The following is a 22906-nucleotide window of genomic DNA, read 5'->3' on the forward strand; positions in this document are numbered from 1 at the left end:
CGGTGCGGCGGCACCTCCGTGAAGTGTCGGTGCGCTGGGGCATGATGATGACGTGACGCAGGTGCTGACGAGGTTCACCCCCGCAACCCATGAGTGGTTCGCCGGGGCCTTCTCCGAGCCCACTCCTGCGCAGGAGGGCGCCTGGTCCGCGATCTCCGCCGGGTCGAATGCGCTCGTGGTGGCGCCCACCGGATCGGGCAAGACCCTCGCCGCCTTCCTCTGGGCCCTCGACCGCCTGATCGCCTCGGGCGAGGACAACGAGGACGCCGATGTGCCAACGACGTCGTCGGTGACGAAGGGCGGCACGGCAGCCGCGAGGAAGCCGAAGCGCAGCACCCGGGTGCTCTACATCTCGCCGCTGAAGGCGCTCGGCGTCGATGTGGAGCGGAACCTGCGCGCCCCGCTCATCGGCATCACCCAGACCGCCAAGCGCCTCGGCCTGCCCGCCCCGAGCATCACGGTGGGCGTCCGGTCCGGCGACACCCCGCAGGCCGAACGCCGTGCCATGCTGACCCGGCCACCGGACATCCTCATCACCACGCCCGAGTCCCTGTTCCTCATGCTCACCTCGAAGGCACGCGAGACGCTCCTCGAGGTGGACACCGTCATCATCGACGAGGTCCACGCCGTCGCCGGGACCAAGCGCGGGGCGCACCTGGCGGTGTCGCTCGCCCGCCTCGACGCGCTGCTCGAGAGGCCCGTGCAGCGCATCGGACTCTCCGCCACGGTGGAGCCGAAGGAGACCGTGGCCCGTTTCCTCTCGGGGAACGCCCCGGTGGAGATCGTGGCGCCGCCGTCGAAGAAGCAGTGGGACCTCACCGTCACCGTGCCCGTGGAGGACATGACGGAACTGGGCGGAGCCGCCGGGACGGACGACGGCGACGCCGCGCCCCAGGCGAGCATCTGGCCGCATGTCGAGGAGAAGATCGTCGACCTCATCGAGCAGAACCGGTCCACGATCGTGTTCGCCAACTCGCGACGGCTCGCCGAGCGCCTGACCGCCCGGTTGAACGAGATCCACGCCGAGCGATCCGAACGCGACGCGGTGTGGGCTGCCGGCGGCGAACCGGCGGCCCTGGAGGCAGCACCGGCAGCGCCGTCGTTCGCGCACACCACCGCCACCCCCGCGCAGATGATGGCCCAGGCGGGCCAGACCAGCGGTGCCGAACCGCTGCTCGCGCGCGCCCACCACGGGTCCGTCTCGAAGGACCAGCGCGCCCTCATCGAGGACGACCTCAAGTCGGGGCGCCTGCGCTGCGTCGTCGCGACGAGTTCACTGGAACTCGGCATCGACATGGGGGCCGTGGACCTCGTGGTGCAGGTCGAGTCCCCGCACTCCGTGGCCAGCGGGCTGCAGCGCGTGGGCCGGGCCGGGCACCAGGTGGGCGAGGTCTCGCAGGGCGTCCTCTTCCCCAAGCATCGCGGCGACCTCGTCAACACCACCGTGACCGTGGAGCGCATGCTCGCCGGACAGATCGAGCCGCTGTACATCCCCACCAACCCGCTCGACATCCTGGCGCAGCAGACCGTCGCGGCCGCGGCACTCGGCACCATCGACGTCGAGGAGTGGTTCGACGTCGTCCGCACGTCCGCGCCGTTCGCCACCCTGCCGCGGTCCGCCTTCGAGGCCACGCTCGACCTCCTCGCGGGCCGGTACCCGTCGGACGAGTTCGCCGAACTGCGCCCGCGCATCATCTGGGACCGCGTCGAGGGCACCATCACGGGCAGGCCCGGAGCGCAGCGCCTCGCCGTGACCTCCGGCGGCACCATCCCCGACCGCGGGCTGTTCGGGGTGTTCCTCGTCGGTTCCGAGGGCGAGGGAGCGCGCGCAGGCGGCCGCCGGGTCGGTGAACTCGACGAGGAGATGGTGTACGAGTCGCGGGTGGGCGACGTCTTCGCGCTCGGGGCGACGAGCTGGCGGATCGAGGAGATCACCCACGACCGCGTGCTGGTCTCCCCCGCGTTCGGGCAACCCGGCAAGCTCCCGTTCTGGAAGGGCGACTCCCTCGGCCGGCCCGTCGAGCTGGGCAGGGCCCTCGGTGCCTTCCAACGCGAGATGTCCGGGTCCACACCGGAAAAGGCACAGGAACGGTGTGAGCGGATAGGCCTCGACGCCTGGGCATCCGGGAACCTCATCACCTACCTGACCGAACAGCGCGAGGCCACCGAGGTGGTCCCGAGCGACAGGACACTCGTCGTCGAGCGGTTCCACGACGAACTCGGTGACTGGCGGGTGGTCCTGCACAGCCCGTTCGGCATGCCCGTGCACGCCCCCTGGGCGCTCGCGGTCGGCGCCAGGCTCGAACAGCGCTACGGCCTGGACGGCTCGGCGATGGCCTCCGACGACGGCATCGTGCTGCGGGTGCCGCTCATGGACGACGAGCCCCCGGGCGCGGACCTCTTCCTGTTCGACGCCGAGGAGCTCGACGGCATCGTCACCGCGGAGGTCGGCGGATCGGCGCTCTTCGCCTCCCGCTTCCGGGAGTGCGCGGCCCGCGCGCTCCTGCTGCCGCGCCAGAACCCCAGCAAGCGCACGCCACTGTGGCAGCAGCGGCAACGGTCGGCGCAGCTGCTCGATGTCGCCAAGAAGTACCCGACGTTCCCGATCGTCCTCGAGACCGTCCGCGAGTGCCTCCAGGACGTCTACGACCTGCCCGCGCTGAAGGACCTGGCGGCGTCGCTCGAGCGCCGGGAACTGCGCATCGTCGAGGTCACCACGCAGCAGCCCTCGCCCTTTGCGCGGTCCATGCTGTTCGGCTATGTCGCGTCCTTCCTCTACGAGGGCGACTCCCCCCTGGCCGAGCGCCGTGCGGCGGCGCTCTCGCTGGACCCGACGCTGCTCAACGAACTGCTCGGCCGGGCGGAGCTGCGGGAGCTGCTGGACGCCAGGGTCATCGCCGAGACCGAGCTGGAGTTGCAACGCCTCAAACCGGACCGGCTGGCCCGGGGGCTCGAGGGCGTCGCGGACCTGCTGCGGCTCCTCGGGCCGCTCACCGTGGACGAGATCGCCGAGCGGCTCGAGGCACCGGCGGACGAACAGGCCGCCCTCGCGCCGGTCGTCGCGGATTCCGCGGCATCCCGGGGCGGGCGGGACTCCGTCGACGCCCGCGCCGGATCCGACGCACTGCCGGAGGGGTCCCCGGACGCGCCCTCCGACGAGGACCCCTCGGACGAGGCGCTCATGGCCGTCGCCGCCACCCCGGTACCCGGGCGGGCCTCCGTCGAGGTGGTCCGCCGGCACGTCACGGCACTGGTGAAGGCGAACCGCGCGCTGACCGTGCACGTCGCCGGGATCGAACGGATCGCGGCCGTCGAGGACGCGGCCCGCCTCCGCGACGCCCTCGGCGTCCCGCTGCCCATGGGCATCCCGCTGGCGTTCATCGAGCCCGTCGCCGATCCGCTCGGCGATCTCATCGGGCGCTACGCCCGCACGCACGGTCCCTTCACCGCCGCCGAAGCGGCATCCCGCCTGGGCCTCGGCGTCGCCGTCGTCGCCGGGTCCCTGCAGCGGCTCGCGGGTGCCGGGCGGGTGGTGGAGGGCGAGTTCCGCCCCGCGGAGTCCGTGCCCGTCCTGGACATCTCGGCGGCCTCGGGGGCGGCTCCCGGGACCATCACGGTGCACGCGCCCGCGGCCAGCGAGTGGTGCGACGCCGAGGTGCTCCGCCGGCTGCGTCGCCGCTCCCTCGCCGCGCTCCGCCAGGAGGTGGAGCCTGTCGATCCGACGGCGTACGGCCGCTTTCTGCCCGCCTGGCAGCACATCGGCTCGGGACTGCGCGGACTCGACGGCGTGGTCACCGTGATCGACCAGCTCTCCGGAGTACTGATTCCCGCCTCCGCATGGGAGCCGTTGATCCTCGCACAGCGCGTGGCCAACTACACCCCGGCGATGCTCGACGAGCTCACCGCGACGGGCGAGGTCCTGTGGTCCGGTGCCGGCTCCCTCGCCGGCAACGACGGGTGGATCGCCCTGCACCTGGCGGAGAACGCACCCCTGACACTGCGGCCGGACCCGGCCTTCGAGCCGACCTCCCTCCACACGGCGCTGCTCGAGCTGCTGGCCGGCGGCGGAGGCTACTTCCTGCGACAGCTCGCCAACCTCCTGGATGTGCAGGAGGCGACGTCGGACACCGCCGTCGTGACCGCGCTGTGGGACCTCGTGTGGGCGGGCCGGATCAGCAACGACACGTTCACGCCGGTGCGTGCACTCCTGGCCAACGGCAAGACGGCGCACAAGCAGCGGCCGGTGCCGGCCCGCGCTCGGACGTCGCGTGCCGGACGCCTGGGGCGGGCCCCGGGCAAGTCCCTCACGGGTGCCTCGATGCGCCTGAACGCGGCAGCGGACGACGGCGGCAGCGGCGGCTACCAGCGCGCCACCCCTCCGCTGGCGGCCGGCCGGTGGAACATGCTGCCCATGGTGGAGGCCGAGACGACGCTGCACGCGCACGCCACGGCCGAGCTGCTGCTCGACCGGTACGGAGTGGTCACGCGCGGGGCTGTCGGCAACGAGGGCATCCCCGGTGGCTTCGGCCTCATGTACAAGGTGCTGGCACGGCTCGAGGAGATGGGCAGGTGCCGGCGCGGCTACTTCATCGAGCACCTCGGTGCCGCCCAGTTCGCGGTCCCCGCGACCGTGGACCGGCTGCGCTCGTTCAGCGCCGACAATCAGCTGCCGACGGCGCAGGACGTCCTCGGCGGCGAGGCTCCACCCCTGAAGGCGGTGGCCCTCGCGGCCACGGATCCCGCCAACCCCTATGGCGCCGCCCTCAGCTGGCCGCAGGCCGACGGCGGCCACCGCGCGGGACGAAAAGCCGGCGCCCTGGTGGTGCTGGTCGACGGCGCCCTCGCCCTCTACGTGGAGCGTGGCGGCAAGACCCTGCTGACGTTCACCGAGGACGCCGACGTACTGCGGGCAGCCGCCCTTGCTCTGGTCATGATCATCCGTCGCGGTGCGGCCGACAAGATGGCCCTCGAGAAGGTGAACGGTGGCGAGATCCTGGACACGGAGGTCGGCCGTGCCCTCGCTGACGCCGGCTTCTACACCACGCCGAGAGGGTTGAGGATCCGTGCCTGAAGGCGATACCGTCTGGCGGGCCGCACGCGAGCTGGACCGCGCCCTCGCGGGCAAGGTGCTCACGCGCTGTGACATCCGGGTCCCGCGCTTCGCCACCGTCGACTTCACGGGTGACACCGTGCAGGAGGCGGTCTCCCGCGGCAAGCACCTGCTCATCCGCGGCGGCGGTAACGACGGCTGGGACATCCACTCGCACCTCAAGATGGAAGGCCTGTGGCACGTCTACGCGCACGGGGAGAAATGGCGCAGGCCTGCCTTCAAGGCCCGGTGCATCCTCGAGACGGCGGACGCCGTCGTCGTGGGATTCGAGTTGGGGTTCCTCCGGGTGATCCCACGCGCCGAGGAGGAGGAGGCCGTGGGATACCTCGGGCCGGATCTCCTCGGTCCCGACTGGGACCCGGACGAGGCGCTGCGCCGCATGCTCGAACAACCCGAACGCCCCATCGGGCTGGCGCTGCTCGACCAGCGGAACCTCGCGGGGATCGGGAACGTGTACCGGTGCGAGCTCTGCTTCCTCGCCGGAGTCCACCCGCTCACCCCGGTGGGCGAGGTACCGAACCTGCCGCGCATGGTCGAGCTGTCGAAGAAGCTCCTCGAGGCGAACAAGGCGCGCAGCACCAGGGCCACGACGGGGCAGCTGCGGGGCAACACGCTCTGGGTCTACGGTCGGTCCCGGCGTGGCTGCCTGCGCTGCGGCACACCCGTGGCCCTGGAGCAGCTCGGGGACAAGGAGACCGAACTGCGCGAGCTGTACTACTGCCCGCACTGCCAGCCGCGATTGGAAGCCCCGGCCTGAGCGGCACTACCCTGACCACGTGGACGAAAACCGACGGAGAACGCGCTGATGGCGATGCGATCGCCCCTGCCCGTACGCAACGGCGTGAACGCCACACGGCTGCGCCTGCCCCCGGAGGGGCCGTGGGAGACGGCCCTCGAGTACATCCTCGACCGGTTCGACCATGTGGACCCGGAGGGTATCGGCGAGCGCTTCGACCGCGGCGAGGTGGTCGCCCTGGGCGGCGAGGCCCTGACGCGGTCCACTCCCCTCGGCGAGCACACGTTCGTCTGGTACTACCGGGAGCTGCCGGTCGAGAAGCGGCTGCCGGTCGAGATCTCGATCCTGCACCGGGACGAACACCTCGTCGTCGTCGACAAGCCGCACTTCCTGCCCACCACCCCCGGCGGGATGTATGTCGCGGAGTCGGCACTCGTCCGGCTGCGGGTGGAACTCGGCGTCCCCGACCTCATCCCCATGCACCGGCTCGACCGCATGACCGCCGGGATCCTGATGTTCTCCGTCGACCCGGAGACCCGGGGCGCCTACCAGCTCCTCTTCGAGAACCGACGCATCACCAAGGAGTACCGTGCCGTCGCGCCGGTGCGGCCCGATCTGCGCCTGGACACCGAACCGCTCGACGTCCGGAGCCGGATCGTGAAGTCCCGCACCTACCTGCTGGCCCAGGAGGTGGAGGGGCCGGCCAACACACACACCACGGTCAGCCTGCTCGACCGGCGCGAGGACCGGGGCCTCTACCGCCTCCAGCCGCACACGGGCAAGACGCACCAACTCCGGCTGCACATGGCATCGCTCGGCCTCGGCATCATCAACGACCCGTTCTACCCGGTCCTCCATCCGCAGGCACCGGACGACCACGGCAAACCGCTGCAGCTCCTGGCGCACAGCATCGCGTTCACCGACCCCCTGGACGGCACCGACCGGCGCTTCGAATCGGGCCTCACCCTCGCCGAGTTCGCCTGACCACCCTTCGATTCCCGACACGTTCCGCCGTACCGCAAGCCTTCTGACGGTACATTTGCGGGGTGGACCTGCCCGGCACGGACATCCCAGCACCGCTCTACCTCCTCGTCATGTTCGCGGTCATCTTCGTCGACGTGGCGATTCCCGTGGTGCCCTCGGAACTCCTCGTGATCGGCTCCGGCACCATGTCCGCCCACGGCATGATCCTGCTTCCCCTCGCGATCATCGCCGCGTTCGCGGGCAGCTGGCTGGGCGACATCGCGCTGTTCCTGCTGTTCCGGCGCCGGCTCACCCACTTCCTCGACCGCTTCCGGTGGGGGCGCGCCATCCACGGAGGGTTGCGGGACGCCATCGACAAGGCCGGCACCTCACCCACCTACGCTGCCGTCGTCGCCGTCCGCTTCCTTCCCGGAGGTCGTACCGCGAGCGTGGCCGTCGCCGGCATCGCCGAACTGCCACTCCGTCCGTTCATGCTCGCGGCAGCGGCGGGCGGCGTGCTGTGGACGGCGTGGCTCGTGGGTCTCGGCTTCGTCGCGGGGGCCTCCACTGGGCTGCCGGCAGGCGTCAGCGCGTTGCTCGGGATGGCGGTGGGTACGCTGGTGGGAGCCATCACGGCGGCAGTCCTCGCCCTGAAGAAACACCGGAAGGCCACAAAAGCGCATGAGCACCCCGAAGAACCCGGGACCGAGGCTCCCTGACAGGCCGGTCAGGCCTCCGACGATCGCCCGGCAGGTTCCGGCACCAGAGGTTCCGGCTACGGAGGCTCCGGCTACTGCGGTTCCCTCCGACACGGGAAGCATCCTCGAACGCCTGAAGGCAGCGAAACCGCGCGCCGCCTCGACGGCCGGTGACGTCGAAGGCGGCCGAGCGGACAGGACGCCCGGCGCGTCCGCGGAGCCGGGGAGCCCCGCGCAACCGCCGGGCAGCACGCAGTCGGTCTCAGGCACGCCCACTCCGGCACCCCGTGCGCGGTCCGGGAGCGCGGGGCCGGACGCCGGAACCGCTGCCGGGTCAGGCATCGGCACGACGACGGCGGGCGGAAGCGGTCGGGGTGGCCGCGCCGACAGTGACGCGGCGCACCAGATCCGCCAGACGGCAGTCAGGGCGAGAGCCGCAGCGGGCGCGTCGGGCAGGGCCCTCACCCGTGGCGGCAGCGCGATGGCCCGCTCCATGGGCTCATGGAATCCGGATCTCGTCCGGCCGGCCGTCGTCACGGCCTGCGCCATCGCCTGCATCCTCGGCTCGGCCGCCGGGGTCGGTGCTTTCGGCGGCCCGCCGATACGGGATGCCGCAGGCGGTCTCTTCGCTCCGGACGCGACGCTGCTCGCGCCGTCGTCGTCGGCGTTCTCCATCTGGAGCGTCATCTACGTGGGCCTCGTGGCCTATACGGCGTTCCAATGGCTGCCGTCGCAGCGGACCAGTGAGCGGCAGCGACGCCTGGGCTGGATCGTCGCGGCCACGATGCTGCTGAACCTCGCCTGGATCCTGAGCGCGCAGTCCGGTCGGCTGGCCCTGAGCCTCGCGGTCATCCTGCTGCTCTTCTTCGCCCTGCTGGCGGCCGTGCGGACCATGAACAACCACCCCAACGAGTCACGGCTCGAGGGCGCGCTCGTGGACACTCCGCTCGGGCTCTACCTCGGGTGGGTTCTGGTGGCAGCGGCGGCGAACAGTGCGGCGTTCCTCACCGCGCGGGGCACGGACCTCTTCGGCTGGGACGGTACGACGTGGGCGATCGTCGGGATCGTGGTGGTCCTGATGAGCGCCGCCGTGGTCTGCTCGACCGACCGCGGTCGCCTGTCCGTCGCCGCGGCGACCTCCTGGGGACTGCTGTGGATCGCGGTCGAACGGCTCCTGGGCGAGCCGATGGCTGTCGACGTCGCATTCGTCGCGGCATTCGCGATCTTCCTGCTGCTCATCACGGCGGGTTCCCGCCGCCACCGTGTGGACCATGCCCACCGGCGCCGGCTCCGCGCGCAGGAGGATGCCCTGCGCGAACCCGTCGATCTGTTCGACGACGACTACCAGGACTCGCGCTACTAGGAGTTCAGCGCGCCCCTGGCGAGCAGCTGCCGGGTGCGGACAGGAACGGCGGCCAGCCGTCCTGCCCGCACCGGGACGGTTCGGGCACGGTACGGAACGCTGTCCGGCGCCGTGCCCGACAGGCGCTATTCGCCCTGGTCGCCGACCGTGACGGCGATCTTGCCGCGCACGTGGCCGTCGATGCTGCTGCGGAAGGCATCAGCAGCGCGTTCCAGGGGGAAACTCTCCGCGAGGATCGGCTTCACGCTGCCGGACTCGACGAGTTCGGTGAGCGCGAGGAGATCGGCCGGGTTGGGCCGCACGAAGATGTAGCGTCCGCCCTTCTCCTTCACCTCGGCATCCGTCACGGAGGCGATCCGTTCCGGCGTCTTGAGGTGCTCGAGGGACGCGACCCAGTCATCACCGCCGACGAAATCCACGACCGCGTCGAGCCCCTCCGGGGCCGCCTCGGCGATGCGGCCGGCGAGGCCCTCGCCGTAGGTCAGGGGTTCGGCGCCGAGTGAGCGCAGGAAGTCGTGGTTCTTCTCCGACGCGGTGGCCAGCACACGGGCCCCCCACGCCTTCGCGATCTGGATGGCGTAGGTCCCAACACCCCCTGCCCCGTTGTGCACCAGCACCGTGTCACCGTCCGTCACACCGACCGCTTCGAGCGACTGGTAGGCCGTGAGCCCCGCGAGGGGCATCGTCGCGGCTTCCGCCCAGGACACATTCCGGGGCTTCCGCGCCAGCGCCCGCACCGGAGCGGCCACCTGCTCGGCGAAGGTCCCCAGCCCCACGGTATCCATGCGCACATAACCGATGACCTCGTCACCGGCTTCGAACTCCGTCACGGACGGCCCCGGCTGCACGACGACGCCGGCCACGTCCCAGCCCGGGATCACCGGGAAGTAGGTGGGCAACGCGCCGTCGAGGTAGCCGGCGGTGATCTTCCAGTCGACCGGGTTGACCGAGGATGCGCGCACGCCGACGAGCACGGAATCCGGACCGACCTTCGGGTCCGGCTGCTCGCCGTACTGGAGGACGTCCGGATCGCCGTACTTCTCGTAAAACACTGCCTTCATGGTGTTCCTCCCTGCAGATGAACCGGCCGGGGCCGGCGCTGTTCAGCTTCCAGAGGCGGCAACCGGTGCGTCCCGGCCCCTATTCCGACACCACGCGCGCGGTTCCATCACACCGGGCGGGCCCGCACCCGGGGGCCCCGGCTCAGCCGGTGTTGCGCATCCCCGCCGCCACACCGTTGATGGTGATGAGCATGGCCCGCTGCAGCTGCCCGTCGGGCCCGCCGCCACCGGATTCCTCCCGGACGCGGCGCAGCAGCTCCACCTGCAGGTAGGAGATGGGGTCCAGGTACTGGTCACGGACCGCCAGGGACCGCTTGAGCACGGGCTGGTTGTCCAGCAGTTCGCGCTCCCCCGTGAGGTGGCGGATCTCGGCGAGGGTCAGCTCGTACTCCTCCCGGATCACGCCGAAGAGGTGCTGCAGCTCACCCGGCACCAGGGCCTCGACATAGTGCGCGGCGATCTCGAGATCGGTCTTGGCGAGCGTCATCTCCACATTGGAGACCACGGTCCGGAAGAAGTGCCAGCGCTCCAGCATCTCCTCGAGCAGTCCCTCGTGGCCTGCCTCGCGCGCGGCCCGGAGCCCGGACCCGACACCGAACCAGCCCGGCACGATCTGCCGAGACTGCGTCCACCCGAACACCCACGGGATGGCGCGGAGTCCGCCGAGTCCGCTGCCGGAATCGGGCCGCTTGGACGGGCGCGAGCCGATATTGAGCGAGCCGAGCTGCTCCACCGGAGTCGACGCGAGGAAGTACGCGGGCAGGTCCTCGTGGTCGATCAGCGAACGGTACCGCGCGAAGGCGGCGTCGGACACGGTCTCCATGACCTCGGCCCAGCGGTCACGATCGTCGTCGGAGGTACGCGGCGTGCGGTGCAGCGCCGATCCCTGCATCACGGCGGCCAGGGACAGTTCGAGGTTCTCGCGCGCCAGGGCCGGCAGGGAGTACTTGTCGCTGATGACCTCACCCTGCTCGGTGAACTTGATCTCGCCTTCGAGGACGCCGTTGGGCTGCGCGAGGATGGCGTCGTAGGTCGGTCCGCCACCGCGACCGACGGACCCTCCGCGGCCGTGGAACAGGCGCAGGCGGACGCCGTGCTTGGCCGCGACGTCGCGCAGGCGCCGCTGGGTCTTGTGGATCTCCCAGAGGCTCGTGAGGACGCCGGATTCCTTGTTGGAGTCCGAGTAGCCGAGCATGACCTCCTGCAGGTCGCCGCGCAGCCGCACCACCTCGCGATAGGTGGGGTCGGACAGCAGGGTGTCCACGATCTCCGCCGAGACCCGGAGCTCGTCCACGGTCTCGAGCAGCGGGGCGAAGCCGATCTTCGCGAAGGCGCCGGAATCGGAGCCGCCCGAACCGTTGCCCACGACGTCGACCAGGCCGGCCTCGCGGGCGAGGACCACCGGGGCGAGGACGTCGTCCGCACCCCGCGTCATGGAGACGATGTAGGTCTCGATGACGTCGGGGCCGTAGGTCTCCAGCGCCGAGGCGATCTCGCGGAAGACATCGAACGTGCGCCGCGCGCCGTCGTCGAGCGGCGGGTTCACCGTGGCCAGCGGACGCCGGGACGCCAGCTCGCGGGACAGTGCCTCCAGGCGGCCCGCGCGGTCCAGCTCGAGGTAGGGCACCTTCAGCTCGCCGAGGCGGTCGGTCAGCTGTGCGACGACGTCGTGGTGCATGTCCGCGTGCTCACGGATGTCGAGGGTCGCCAGGTGCAGCCCGAAGGAGGAGATGACGCGCGACGCCGTGGCGAGGGCGCCGTCGGCCGCGAGACCGGCGGCATGCCGACGCAGCGAGTCGCCGACGAGCTGGAGGTCCGCCAGGACCTGGGCCGTGCCGTTGTAGTCCCGGCCGGGCTCGTGCGCGGTGTGGTTCTGCACACGGGCTGCCGTGTTCAGCAGCTTCGCCTTCACGCAGGTCAGCTTGAGCCGGTACGGTTCCTGGGCGTTGAGCTCGAGCACGCGCTTGTCGAGCCTCGGCAGGTTGGCGAGGTCCTGCTCGATGGAGGCGGTCAGCTCCTCGGACGCCCCCACGATCGCCGTCGACGAGGACAGCGACGAGATGAGCCGGTCCACGAAGTGGATCGCGATCCGGACGGCCTGCTGGTTCTGGATCTGCAGGATCTCCCGGGTCACGGCGGCGGTGACGTTGGGGTTGCCGTCGCGGTCCCCTCCGATCCACGAGCCGAACCGCAGCGGGGCTCCCTCGGCGGGCAGCGTGACGCCGTGCTCGGCCAGGAGGTCCGAGAGATCCTCCAGCAGCTCGGGCATCGCGGTGGTGAGGATGTCGCCGAGGTAGTAGATGGCGTTGCGGGCCTCGTCGATCGGCGTGGGCCGCACCTGGCGCAGTTCGTCCGTCTGCCAGATCAGGTCGATCACCTCGGCGAGCCGGCGGTCCTGGCGGCGCCGCTGCTGGGAGCCCTCGGCCGTCGACTCGGCGAGGATGTCGGAGAGCCGGCGGAGCTTGTCCAGCACGGACCGGCGCGAGGCCTCGGTGGGGTGCGCCGTGAAGACCGGGCGGACGTCGAGCTGCTGCACGACGTCGGCGAGCGCGTCCGGGCCGGCGTCGGCGGCGATGCGGGAGACGGTCTGCGCGAGCCAGCCGTCCTCCTCGGAGCGGCTCCGCAGTCCGCGGACGCGGTGCACCTGCTCGGCGGCGTTCGCGAGGTGGAAGTATGCGGCGAAGGCCCGGACCAGCTCGGTGGCCTGATCGATCGGAAGGGCCGCGAGGAGTTCACGGACCTGCTCCGCGAGGGCTGCCCGCTCGCCCGCGTCGCTGGCGCTGCCGGACTCCTTGGACTGCTTGGTCAGCAGGCGCACGCGCTCCACCAGATCGAGGAGATCCTGCCCGTGCTGCCGCACGAGCGACTCGCCGAGCAGGGTACTGACACGGCGGACGTCGGCGCGGAGATCGGAACTGAGATCTCCCGCGGTCTCGCTGAACTGGTCGGCGGCTTGCGCGGGGGACACTTCGAGGGGCACTGTCACAACAGCCTGCTTTCAGGGCACGGAAAACGTGGCGTATGCGGCACTGGATACGACGGATTGCTGTTGGGATACTACCCAGTAATGTGGCGTGGGCCTCACCGTGTCCGTCATATGAACCGGAACGGCGGGTGCAGCCCGGCTACCGGCCGGACCTGCGGCGTCGTGCACGGCTCTCCTCGGCGGAGGGGTTCGGACGGCGGTAGGAAACGGCTGCGCGACACGCGTTTCCTGCCGAGACTGCGTGCACGACGCCGCGGCCGGGCCGCTCTGCGCCGGCGCAGAGGCCGACGGTCAGGCGAACGCGGAGATGCCGGTCAGTGCCCTGCCGACGATGAGGCTGTTGATCTCGTAGGAGCCCTCGTAGGTGTACACGGCCTCGGCGTCGGCGAAGATCTTCGCCATCCCGTAATCGGTCACGATGCCGTTGCCGCCGAGGATGCCGCGCCCGAGGGCCACCGTCTCGCGCATGCGCGCCGTCGTGTAGGACTTGGCGAAGGCCGCCCTGGGCATGTCGGCGCCTCCCAGCTCCTGCAGGTGGGCTGTGCGTGCCATGACGCCGAGGCTCGCCGTCGTGTTGCCCATCATGGTGACGAGCTGGTCCTGGATGAGCTGGAATCCTGCGATCGGCTTCCCGAACTGGTGCCGCTCGACGGCGTACTGCCGGGCGACGTCGAACGCGGCGAGTTGCTGGCCCACGGCCTGCCAGCCCACGAGGATGCGTGATCCGAGCAGGAGCTGCCGGGTGTCCTCGAAGGAATCGATGCCCGTGAAGCGGTCCGCCTCGGGGATACGCACGTCCGTGAGGGTGATGTCCGCGTTCTGGACCGTCCGGAGTGCGGTCTTGTTGCCGATGGCCGTCCGGGTGACACCCGGCAGCGTGGCGTCGAGGATGAAGCCGCGTACTGCGCCGGTCCCGGTGTCACGGGCCCAGAGGAGCATGTAGTCGCAGAACGTGCCGTTGCCGATCCAGCGCTTCGCGCCGTTGATGACCCAGGTGTCGCCGTCGCGCGTCGCCGTCGTGGCCATGCCGCCCGCCACATCGGATCCGTGCAGCGGCTCGGTGAGCGCGAAGGCACCCGTGATCGTGAGGTCCATCGCGTCCTGCAGGAGCCTCGCCTTCTGCTCCTCGCTCCCGAAGGTGTGCAGCGCCTCGACGAAGAGATCGTGATGGACCATGAAGAACGTGGCGATCGAGGTGTCGGCCCTGGTCAGCTCGGCGATCACCATGCCGCTGAACAGGTGGCTGTAGCCCTGCTGCACGGGGGTGCTGAGGTTGAGCCCCGCCAGTTTCGGCAGGATCCCGTGCGGGAATTCCGCTCGGTTCCACCACTCGACCGCGCGTGGTGTGACCTCCTTCGCGAGGAAGTCCCGGACATCCTGCAGTTTCGCCCGCTCGTGGCCGGCGAGGAGGGATTCGAAGCCGAGAAAATCGGCGGTGGGCAGCTGGCTCTCCATCGAGCCGTCCTTTCGGTTGAGACCGGTGACGAACGTTATCTCGGGGCCATGCGGATGGCGCCGTCCAGGCGAATGGTCTCGCCGTTGAGCATCTGGTTCTCGACGATGTGCGCGGCGAGCGCCGCGTACTCGACGGGCTTGCCGAGGCGTGACGGGTGCGGGACCTGCGCTCCGAGGGAGTCCTGGGCCTCCTGCGGGAGGCCCGCCATCATGGGCGTCTCGAAGATACCGGGCGCTATGGTGACCACACGGATCAGCGAGCGGGCGAGTTCCCGCGCGAGGGGAAGGGTCATGGACGCCACCCCGCCTTTCGACGCGGAGTAGGCCGGCTGCCCGATCTGCCCGTCGAAGGCCGCCACGGACGCGGTGTTGATGATGACGCCGCGTTCGTCGGAGCCGCCGAGTCCGGTGACGGTCGGCGTGGCAGCGATGGCCTCGGCCGCGAGCCGGATGACGTTGAAGGTGCCGATCAGGTTGACGCTGATGACGCGGGCGAACTGCTCGAGCGGCAGGACGCCGTCGCGCCCGAGGACCTTGCCCGGCGTGGCGATCCCGGCGCAGTTGACGACGATCCGCAGCGGACCGAGTGCGGAGGCCGCGGCGACCGCCGCCTGGACCTGACCGGGATCGGCGACGTCGGCAGCCACGAAGCGGGCACGTGCACCCGAGGGGTCGAGGCGGGCGGCGGCGTCTTCTCCTGCAGACTGCGGGAGGTCGACCAGCACCACGGAGGCGCCGTCGTCGAACAGCCGCTGCGCCGTGGCGAACCCGAGCCCCGAGGCGCCGCCCGTGACGAGCGCTGCCGCTCCCCTGATGTCCATGCCTGGTCCTTCCGCCGGTCGCGGACCTTCCTTGGCCCGCGCGCTCAGCGTACTGTGACGTGGCCCACTGCGCACCCGGAGGGATGTGCGTTGTGCATCCTGCGCAATCCTCGGGCCAGCGGGCGTGGCTAGGGTGGTCACATGCCCATCCCTGACGACGCCGCCTCCCTCGCCGCGACCAGTGTCCGGCACCTGTTCGCGCGCCGGAGCCTCCGCGTACCCGGGACTCGGCTCGGCACCATCGCGTATCCGGCGCCCACCGGACCCCGGAACCACTGGCATTACTGGTGGCAGGCGCACTACCTCGACTGCCTCCTGGACGAGCACCTCCGCGATCCCGCGGGTCCGGCACTGCGCGAGGCCCGGCAGCTGGCCCGCGGTATCTGGCTGCGCAACGGCGGCCGGTGGCGCAACGCCTACTACGACGACATGGCGTGGCTCGCCCTGGCGCTCCAGCGCCTCGACGCGGTGGAGGGACGACGGCGGCCGAGGCGCCGCGCGCGCGTCCTCGGCGGAGCCCTGGCCTCCGCGCACACACCGGACCTGGGCGGTGGGGTCTACTGGAACACCACGCGGAACTACAAGAACACCCCCAGCACCGCGCCCGCTGCCCTCTTCTTCGCACGGGCCGGGGATACCGCCCGGGCCCAGGAGCTGCTGGACTGGCTCCGCTCGCGTCTGCACGACCCCGTCACGGGGCTCTACCTCGACGGCGTGAAGGCGGACGGGAGCACTGAGGGGACCGTGGAGCGCGCCGTGCACACCTACAACCAGGGCACCGTGCTCGGCGCGCTGGTCGGCGTCGGCGGGACCGAGAACGTGGGGTACGCGGCAGACCTCGTGGAGGCCATCGCCCGGGAAGTGGCCGATGATCGCGGGGCTCTGCCCCTGGGATCGGACGGCGACGCCGGCCTCTTCACCGGCATCCTCGCCCGCTACCTCGCCCTGGCGGCGTGGTCCCCGGGCATCACGGCCGGGGCCGCGGCCACGGCGCGCAGCATGCTCCGGGCCACGGCGGACCGCATCTGGAGGGGCCGGACCCGTGTCGACAGCGCCGCGTTCCTCTTCCCGCCCGCGCAGAACGTACCCGCCGGCCTGTCGACCCAGCTGCAGGCCTGGATGATCCTCGAGGCCGAGAGGGCCTGCCGCTAGCCGCCGTTCTTCTTGCCCTGCGGATAGAAGGTCTCGCCCCTGGACAGCATGGCGACGAACTTCGCGATGTTCCGTTCCTTCGCCGCATCGGTCTTCAACTGGGACAGGCGGAAGAACAGGGCGAACCGGTTCTGCGACGTCAGGGTGCGGTAGGTCGCGAGCGCGGCGGCATCGGCCTCGATCGCGGCCATGAGCTCGGGGGGCATCTCGGCGGTCGCGGGACCGGCGTACGCGCGGTCCCACCGGCCGTCGGCCTGGGCCGCGGCGACGGCCCGCTCCCCCGCCTCGCGCATCCGGCCCGCGGCGCGGAGCCTGTCCACGTGGGTCCTGTTACGGACCGACCAGACGCTCCGGGGCCCGCGGGGCGTGAAGCGCTGGAAGTAGCTGCCCTCGTCGCGGCTTTTCGCCTGTCCGTCGATCCAGCCGAAGCAGAGTGCCTCGTCGAGCGCCTCCGCATAGGTCAGGGCCGTCGTCGTCCCGCCCTTCTTGTGCTCGATCAGCCAGACGCCGGGCGAGGAGGCGTGGTTCTCCTCCAGCCAGGCCCGCCACGCGGGGGCGTCGGGCAGGAGGAGCTCGGGGAGTTCGGCTTTCATGCCAACACCTTAGGACCACGCGCTCCGACCGCCTACTGTCCTGCTAGCATCCTGGCCGTGACCGACGAACCGACGGTGCACTTCGGCGCGGACCTGCCCCCGGGCCTGGTGCGCGAGGTGGAGCACCACAGTATCGGCGAGACCCCCGGCCTGTCCGCGTCCGTGGAACAGGCCCTCCGCGCCTATCCCAGGGAGAACTCATGCTCCGCGTGCGCCCCCTTGTCCACACCGCCGATGTCTCCCGGGCTGCCGATTTCCTCCGGGCCCTCGGACTCCACCCCGCACAGGAGCCCGGCCCGGGCGCGTCCTCCTCCGTGTTCGACGCCGGCAGCGGCAGGGTGGCCCTGCAGTCCTGCAGGGCGGGCAGGGAAGAGGACGGCCGCACCGCCCTCGGGTTCGACGTCGGTGACGTCCGCGAGTTCGCGCGCCGGACGGCCGAGGCCGGCACCGCCGTCGAGCTGTCCGGGGAGGGACCAGGCCTCTCCGCCCGGATCACGGCACCGGACGGTACGTCCTTCTTCGCGGACGAGGGTCCACGCGAGACGGGCGCGCCGGCGTCCCCGTTGTCGGTCCTCGCCCTCTGGCACACGCCCGACGTCCTTCCTGCGGCGCGGGTACTGGGCGACATGGGAGCCAGACCCGGGAACAGCCCTGGCGAGGGCGCCCTGCACGACTTCCGGGCGAAGAACGGTGGCCTCGTGGGCGTCCGGCCCGCCGGGCGCCCGGACGTCGAGCTCGCCTTCGAGTACGACGGCGACGTCCGGGACATCGCCGCGAACCTCGGCGCCGGTGGTTTCGATGCTGTTATGGCCGACGAGGGGTACGGGCGGTCCTTGCGTGTCCGCGCGCCCTGGGACGCCGAGATCCGGATCCACGAGGAGCGGCGGGGCTCCCCCGGATGAACGATCCACCACCGGCGATGCCGCGGGCGAGCACGGCATCCGGCCTCGGAGGCCCGGCTCCCGCGATTCAGCCACGGGCCGAAGAACCGCGCGCCGTCCGTGCCGTGAAGGGGGTCTGCTATAAAACTGGGGGTATGAACGTACGCACCCCTGACCCCAACCCGGGCTGGCTCTCCGAAGATGACCTGTACGAGGCCCGCCGCCGCCTGCCGATGGTCTACGTGGAGGCGATTCCCGTGCGGTGCGACGCCCTCGGGTACGTCAACGAGGTGGGGCTGCTCCTGCAGGCCAACGAGCAGGGCGAGATGGTGCGCACGTTCGTCTCCGGGCGCGTGATGTACCGGGAGACCATCCGGGCGGCGCTCCTGCGCCATCTGGAGAAGGACCTCGGCCCGCTGGCACTGCCGCAGCTGTCGCCGTCGCCGCTGCCCTTCACGATCGCCGAGTACTTCCCGTCCCCCTCGGAGACGGGCCTGACCGACGACCGCCAGCACGCCGTCGCCCTCGCCTACCTGATCCCCGTCACGGGCGAGTGCAACCCCCGCCAGGATGCGCTGGAACTGTCCTGGCTGACCCCCTCCGAAGCCCTGAGCCCTTCCATCCAGGCCGAGTTCTCGGGCGGACGCGCCGACCTGCTGCGCCAGGCCCTCGCCCACGCCGGGTGGGGCCGGTAGCCGGGACGAGGCGCGCGTCGGAGCCGCGTTACCGTATCGTGATACGGGCGCGCTGGGGCGCCGGGACACATCCAGCGGCTACTGGCAGAGGTTGGCACGACGTACATGATGGTGAACAGGTTGGACAGGACAGGGCTGCGCGCGGTTCCGGCAGAGGTGCTGGCCGTGGGCGACGTACTGGCGCTTCCGGGCGGTGACGACCCGGCGGAGGTGACGTCCGTCGTGGTCGAGAACGACGACTTCGGGGTGCCCGCGCTCGTCCGCGCGACCGTCGCGGGAGGACGGAGCATCTCGATCGCCACCGGCTCGATGGTCTACGTGGAACCGGCCGACGCCGAGATCGGCGCGTCCGCCGTCGCCGCGGACCACGGCTCTCCGGAGGCGCTCGTCGCGCAGATCGCCCAGGCGCACGCGGACAGCGCTCCTATCCAGGAGATGGCAGGGCGGCTGGCGCGCGGCATCAACCTCAAGGCCGGCAGCAACCTGCAGGATCTCCACCAGTTGGCCCTCGCGCTGTTCGTCGATCAGGGGGACACCGCGGCCGCCCTGACCGTCGCCGACCTGCTCGCGGAACTGCCGTTCGACGGGAACTTCGGCCGGTGGAAGTGGATCGAGGGCGGACTCGCGATCGCCGCGTACCTCACGCGCCACGACGAGGACCGCTCGGCACGGTACTCGGCGGCCATCCGTGCGGCGGACGACGCCGAGACGGATCCGCTGCGTGCGAAGACGGCGGCGATGTACCGGCAGCGCCAGCTCAACGAGCCCAACGTGTACGACCCGGAGATCCTGCGGGCCTCCTCGGCGGGGAAGATCGACGTCGAGCGCGACTGGCGCGTCCTGCGCATCGGCGTACTCCTGTACCTCCGCGCACACGGGGGATCGGAGACCCTGAGCCGCGAGGTCCTGGAACGCCGGATCGCCGCGGAGCTCGCCGCCGTGGGCGCCCTGAACGCGCAGCTCGCCACCCGCTAGCCGGCCACCGCCGGCTCGGACCGCCCACCCGCGACGGGCTGGCAAAATGGGGTGGTGCATCCACAGTCCCAGCAGTCCTCGTTCGCCTTCTCCGTCTCCAGCCGCATCGAGGACACCACGCCCGCCACGGGCGGCGGGCGTCGGCACGGGCGGACCGGCACCATCACCACCCCGCACGGGGAGATCCGCACGCCGGCCTTCATCCCCGTCGGCACGAAGGCATCGGTGAAGGCCGTCCTCCCCGGCGCCATGGCCGAGCTCGGCGCGCAGGCCCTCCTCGCGAACGCCTACCATCTCTACCTGCAGCCCGGGGCCGACATCCTCGACGAGGCGGGCGGGCTGGGTGCCTTCATGAACTGGCCCGGCCCCACCTTCACCGATTCCGGGGGATTCCAGGTGATGAGCCTCGGCTCCGGCTTCAAGAAGGTCATCACCATGGACGTGCCCGTCGACGCGGACAAGGCGGGAGCGGACGACCGCGTCGCCGTCGGCAAGGAACGCCTCGCGCACATCGACGACGACGGCGTCTGGTTCAAGTCCCACCTCAACGGCGACCGCCACCGCTTCACCCCCGAGATCTCCATGCAGGTGCAGCACCAACTCGGCGCGGACATCATGTTCGCGTTCGACGAGCTCACCACCCTCATGAACTCGCGCGGCTACCAGGAGGAGTCCCTCGAGCGGACACGGCTCTGGGCGCTGCGCTGCGTAGCGGAGCACGAGCGGCTCACCGCCGAGCGCAGCCACCGCCCGTACCAGGCCCTGTTCGGCGTCATCCAGGGTGCGCAGTACGAGGACCTCCGCCGCAAGGCGTCCGCCGACCTCGGGGCCATGAACTTCGACGGTTTCGGCATCGGCGGCGCGCTGGAGAAGGAGAACCTCGGCACCATCCTCGGGTGGTGCAGCGACGAACTGCCCGAGGACAGGCCGCGCCACCTGCTGGGCATCTCCGAGCCGGACGACCTCTTCACGGGGATCGAGAACGGCGCCGACACGTTCGACTGCGTGTCCCCCACGCGCGTTGCCCGGAATTCCGCCTTCTACACGCCGGACGGCCGGTGGAACCTCTCCAACTCGCGCTTCAAGAGGGATTTCACCCCGCTCGTCGAGGGCTGCGACTGCTACACCTGCACGCACTACACCCGCGCCTACATCCACCACCTCTTCAAGGCCAAGGAGATGGTGTCGGCGACCCTGATCTCCATCCACAACGAGCGGTTCGTGGTGCGCATGGTCGACGACGCGCGCGCGGCCATCGACGACGGCACGTTCTACGACCTGAAGGCCGAGGTGCTGGGCAGGTACTACGCGTGACACCGGTTCGAACGTGTTCAAATACGGGCTACACTTCGAATTGAACACGTTCGAATCAGGAGGAGCATGCCGACGCCGACAGCCAAGAGCGAAGCGACCAGGGACCTGCTGGTGTCCACGGCGCTCCGGCTCTTCCGCGAGATCGGTTACGAGAAGACGACCATGCGGGCCATCGCCTCGGCCGCCGACGTCTCGACCGGGAGCGCCTACTACTACTTCGCCTCGAAGGACGACCTCGTCCACGAGCTCTACCGCAGCCTGCAGGAGGAACACCGCTCCCTCGCACTGCCGCAGCTGCGCGAAGGCCAGAACCTCGGCGAACTCCTGCGCATCGTCCTCAACACCGGGATCGACGTCATGGCGCCGTACCACGACTTCGGCTCCCGCTTCATCAGCATCGCCATCAAGCCCTCCGCGACGACGAGCCCCTTCGGCAGTGAATCCGCCGTCGCCCGCGCCCGGGCCATCGCGCTGTTCCGGCACGCCGTCGCGATGTCGAGGCCGCAGCCTCCGCTCGCCATCCGGGACGACCTGCCGGAGCTCCTCTGGTACGCCTACATGGGGGTGACCCTCTTCTGGGTCTACGACTCCTCCACGGACCAGGTCCGCACGCGCCGGCTCATCGATCAGGCCGCTCCGCTCATCTCCAGGCTCGTGATCCTCTCCCGGCTCCCCGTGGTGCGGAAGATCGTCGAGGACATCGTGCAGCTGATCCGGGGAACGCGGCAGTCAGCACGGACGGTGGAAGTCCGGAGGACGCGGCGGACGACGACGGACCACCGCCGTCGCGCCACCATGTCACCTTCGGACCCGCCGCCGTCGTCGTCGGATTCCTCGTCGGCGTGACGGTCCTCGCGCTCGCCTTCGCCTCCACCTGGGGAGCCGAGGCGCCGGCGGTGTTCCTCCTGGCCCTCTGGTACGGCCTCGGGATCGGGCTGGTCACGGGACTGCCGCTCGGCATCGTGCTCGGGCTCCTGCTGCGACCGCTGGGCAGCCAGTGGATCCACGTCGGGGTCTTCTTCGCCGTGTTCACGGCCGCGGCCTTCACCATCGCCACGCTGCTGTCGCCGTCCACCGCCCTCGGGGACACCCTGCCCGCAGCCGTTCTCATCGGAGGTGCGGGCGCCCTTGCCCGCGCCAGTGTCTGGAAGCTGGTCCGCGTGCAATGAACATCTCCACCGTAGCCATCGCCGGAGCCTCCGGCTTCATCGGGAGCCACCTCCTCCGCCGCTTCACCGAGGCGGGGGCCGATGTCAGGACGATCGGCCGGTCGGGCCCGGCCGCCTGGGGTGACACGGCCGCCCTGGCGAAGGCCCTCGACGGCGCGGACCTCCTCGTCAACCTCGCCGGGCGGAGCGTGAACTGCCGGTACAACAAGCGCAACGCGGACGAGATCTTCTCCTCCCGCGTGGACACCACGGAAGAACTCGGCCGCGCCGTCGCCCTGTGCCGGGCGCAGGGCGGAACGCCGCCGCCGGTGTGGGTGAACTCGAGCACGGGCACGATCTACCGCCATGCGACGGACAGGCCGCAGGCGGAGGACGACGGCGACCTCGGCACGGGTTTCTCGGTGTCGGTGGCGCGGGCCTGGGAGCAGGCACTGGTTGATGCCGAGGCTCCTGGCGTCCGCAAGGTGGCGCTGCGCATCTCGATCGTGCTGGGTCCGGGCAGCGTGATGACGCCCCTCGTGAACCTCGCGAGGATCGGCCTCGGAGGCCCGATGGGATCCGGGACGCAGAAGTTCAGCTGGGTACACCTCGACGACCTGTTCCGCGCGATCGTCTTCCTCGCCCGGACCCCGTCGCTCAGCGGGCCCGTCAATGTGGCTGCCCCGGGTGTGGTGACGAACGCCGACCTGATGTCGGCCGTCCGGGAGCGCCTCCACGTGCCCGCGGGCCTGCGCACCCCTGCCTGGCTCCTGGAACTCGGCGGCAGAATGATCCGTACGGAGCCCGAGCTGGTCCTCAAGAGCCGGTGGGTGTCCCCACGGAAGCTGCTCGACGCCGGGTTCACCTTCACCTACCCCACTCTCGGGCCTGCGCTCGACGAGATCCTGGTGCCCGATCGGGTGGCCGCTCCCGAGCGGGTTCGGGCAGACTAGGG

The 22906-nt window shown here is 70.8% G+C and carries 18 protein-coding genes; 13 read left to right on the plus strand and 5 right to left on the minus strand.

Going from position 1 to position 22906, the window contains the following annotated elements; translation table 11 throughout:
• Positions 1-52 precede the first annotated feature (52 nt).
• The 5 genes from AC1MFI_RS03380 (at position 53) to AC1MFI_RS03400 (ending at position 8870) form a co-directional block, all read left to right on the plus strand.
• On the plus strand, positions 53-5071 hold the full coding sequence (locus AC1MFI_RS03380) for an Lhr family helicase (RefSeq protein WP_479819662.1): 5019 nt from the start codon (positions 53-55) through the stop codon (positions 5069-5071).
• Positions 5064-5867 carry a DNA-formamidopyrimidine glycosylase family protein gene (locus tag AC1MFI_RS03385; RefSeq protein ID WP_479819664.1) on the plus strand — a complete coding sequence of 268 codons (804 nt, stop codon included), beginning with the start codon at positions 5064-5066 and terminating at the stop codon, positions 5865-5867. The genes AC1MFI_RS03380 and AC1MFI_RS03385 overlap by 8 nt, the downstream gene beginning before the upstream one ends.
• Positions 5868-5921: 54 nt before the next feature.
• Positions 5922-6830, plus strand: coding sequence for a pseudouridine synthase (locus AC1MFI_RS03390; RefSeq protein WP_479820771.1), 909 nt, complete (start codon positions 5922-5924; stop codon positions 6828-6830).
• A 62-nt stretch (positions 6831-6892) separates the two neighbouring features.
• Positions 6893-7528 (plus strand): DedA family protein, encoded by a 636-nt coding sequence (locus AC1MFI_RS03395; RefSeq protein WP_479819666.1) that lies wholly within the window; start codon positions 6893-6895, stop codon positions 7526-7528.
• Positions 7491-8870 carry a tryptophan-rich sensory protein gene (locus AC1MFI_RS03400; protein ID WP_479819667.1) on the plus strand — a complete coding sequence of 460 codons (1380 nt, stop codon included), beginning with the start codon at positions 7491-7493 and terminating at the stop codon, positions 8868-8870. Before AC1MFI_RS03395 ends, AC1MFI_RS03400 begins: the two co-directional genes overlap by 38 nt.
• 125 nt (positions 8871-8995) lie before the next feature.
• Here AC1MFI_RS03400 and AC1MFI_RS03405 read toward each other — a convergent pair whose 3' ends face one another.
• The 4 genes from AC1MFI_RS03405 to AC1MFI_RS03420 form a co-directional block, all read right to left on the minus strand.
• Positions 8996-9931 (minus strand): NADP-dependent oxidoreductase, encoded by a 936-nt coding sequence (locus AC1MFI_RS03405; RefSeq protein WP_479819668.1) that lies wholly within the window; start codon positions 9929-9931, stop codon positions 8996-8998.
• 142 nt (positions 9932-10073) lie between these two features.
• Positions 10074-12911: a phosphoenolpyruvate carboxylase gene (gene ppc / locus AC1MFI_RS03410; RefSeq protein ID WP_479820772.1), complete on the minus strand. Its 2838-nt coding sequence runs from the start codon at positions 12909-12911 to the stop codon at positions 10074-10076.
• Positions 12912-13208: 297 nt separating this feature from the next.
• A complete protein-coding gene (locus tag AC1MFI_RS03415; protein ID WP_479819669.1) occupies positions 13209-14372 on the minus strand; it encodes an acyl-CoA dehydrogenase family protein in 1164 nt (387 codons plus the stop codon).
• Between the two features lie 35 nt (positions 14373-14407).
• Positions 14408-15193: an SDR family NAD(P)-dependent oxidoreductase gene (locus tag AC1MFI_RS03420; protein ID WP_479819671.1), complete on the minus strand. Its 786-nt coding sequence runs from the start codon at positions 15191-15193 to the stop codon at positions 14408-14410.
• A gap of 141 nt (positions 15194-15334) precedes the next feature.
• On the opposite strand from AC1MFI_RS03420, the gene AC1MFI_RS03425 reads away from it, so the two are divergent.
• Positions 15335-16345: a glycoside hydrolase family 76 protein gene (locus AC1MFI_RS03425; RefSeq protein ID WP_479819673.1), complete on the plus strand. Its 1011-nt coding sequence runs from the start codon at positions 15335-15337 to the stop codon at positions 16343-16345.
• Here the strand turns inward: AC1MFI_RS03425 and AC1MFI_RS03430 are convergent.
• Positions 16342-16938, minus strand: a complete 597-nt coding sequence (locus AC1MFI_RS03430) for a YdeI/OmpD-associated family protein (protein ID WP_479819675.1) — start codon at positions 16936-16938, stop codon at positions 16342-16344. The genes AC1MFI_RS03425 and AC1MFI_RS03430 overlap by 4 nt on opposite strands.
• Before the next feature lie 200 nt (positions 16939-17138).
• Here AC1MFI_RS03430 and AC1MFI_RS03435 point away from each other — a divergent pair, with 200 nt between their 5' ends.
• The 7 genes from AC1MFI_RS03435 to AC1MFI_RS03465 all read left to right on the plus strand — a co-directional run bounded on the left by AC1MFI_RS03435 (position 17139) and on the right by AC1MFI_RS03465 (position 22904).
• Positions 17139-17840, plus strand: a complete 702-nt coding sequence (locus AC1MFI_RS03435) for a VOC family protein (protein WP_479819677.1) — start codon at positions 17139-17141, stop codon at positions 17838-17840.
• A 134-nt stretch (positions 17841-17974) separates the two neighbouring features.
• Positions 17975-18514, plus strand: a complete 540-nt coding sequence (locus tag AC1MFI_RS03440; RefSeq protein WP_479819679.1) for an NUDIX hydrolase family protein — start codon at positions 17975-17977, stop codon at positions 18512-18514.
• Between the two features lie 108 nt (positions 18515-18622).
• Positions 18623-19489 (plus strand): DUF6707 family protein, encoded by an 867-nt coding sequence (locus tag AC1MFI_RS03445; protein WP_479819681.1) that lies wholly within the window; start codon positions 18623-18625, stop codon positions 19487-19489.
• A gap of 54 nt (positions 19490-19543) precedes the next feature.
• Positions 19544-20803: a tRNA guanosine(34) transglycosylase Tgt gene (gene tgt / locus AC1MFI_RS03450; protein WP_479819683.1), complete on the plus strand. Its 1260-nt coding sequence runs from the start codon at positions 19544-19546 to the stop codon at positions 20801-20803.
• 66 nt (positions 20804-20869) lie between these two features.
• Positions 20870-21649 carry a TetR/AcrR family transcriptional regulator gene (locus AC1MFI_RS03455; RefSeq protein ID WP_479819684.1) on the plus strand — a complete coding sequence of 260 codons (780 nt, stop codon included), beginning with the start codon at positions 20870-20872 and terminating at the stop codon, positions 21647-21649.
• The gene (locus tag AC1MFI_RS03460) at positions 21646-21972 is read left to right on the plus strand and encodes a hypothetical protein (protein ID WP_479819686.1); all 327 of its coding nucleotides are present in this window, start codon (positions 21646-21648) and stop codon (positions 21970-21972) included. Before AC1MFI_RS03455 ends, AC1MFI_RS03460 begins: the two co-directional genes overlap by 4 nt.
• Positions 21969-22904, plus strand: a complete 936-nt coding sequence (locus AC1MFI_RS03465; RefSeq protein WP_479819688.1) for a TIGR01777 family oxidoreductase — start codon at positions 21969-21971, stop codon at positions 22902-22904. The genes AC1MFI_RS03460 and AC1MFI_RS03465 overlap by 4 nt, the downstream gene beginning before the upstream one ends.
• Positions 22905-22906 lie beyond the last annotated feature (2 nt).

It is taken from the genome of Arthrobacter sp. BC5 (assembly GCF_056680255.1).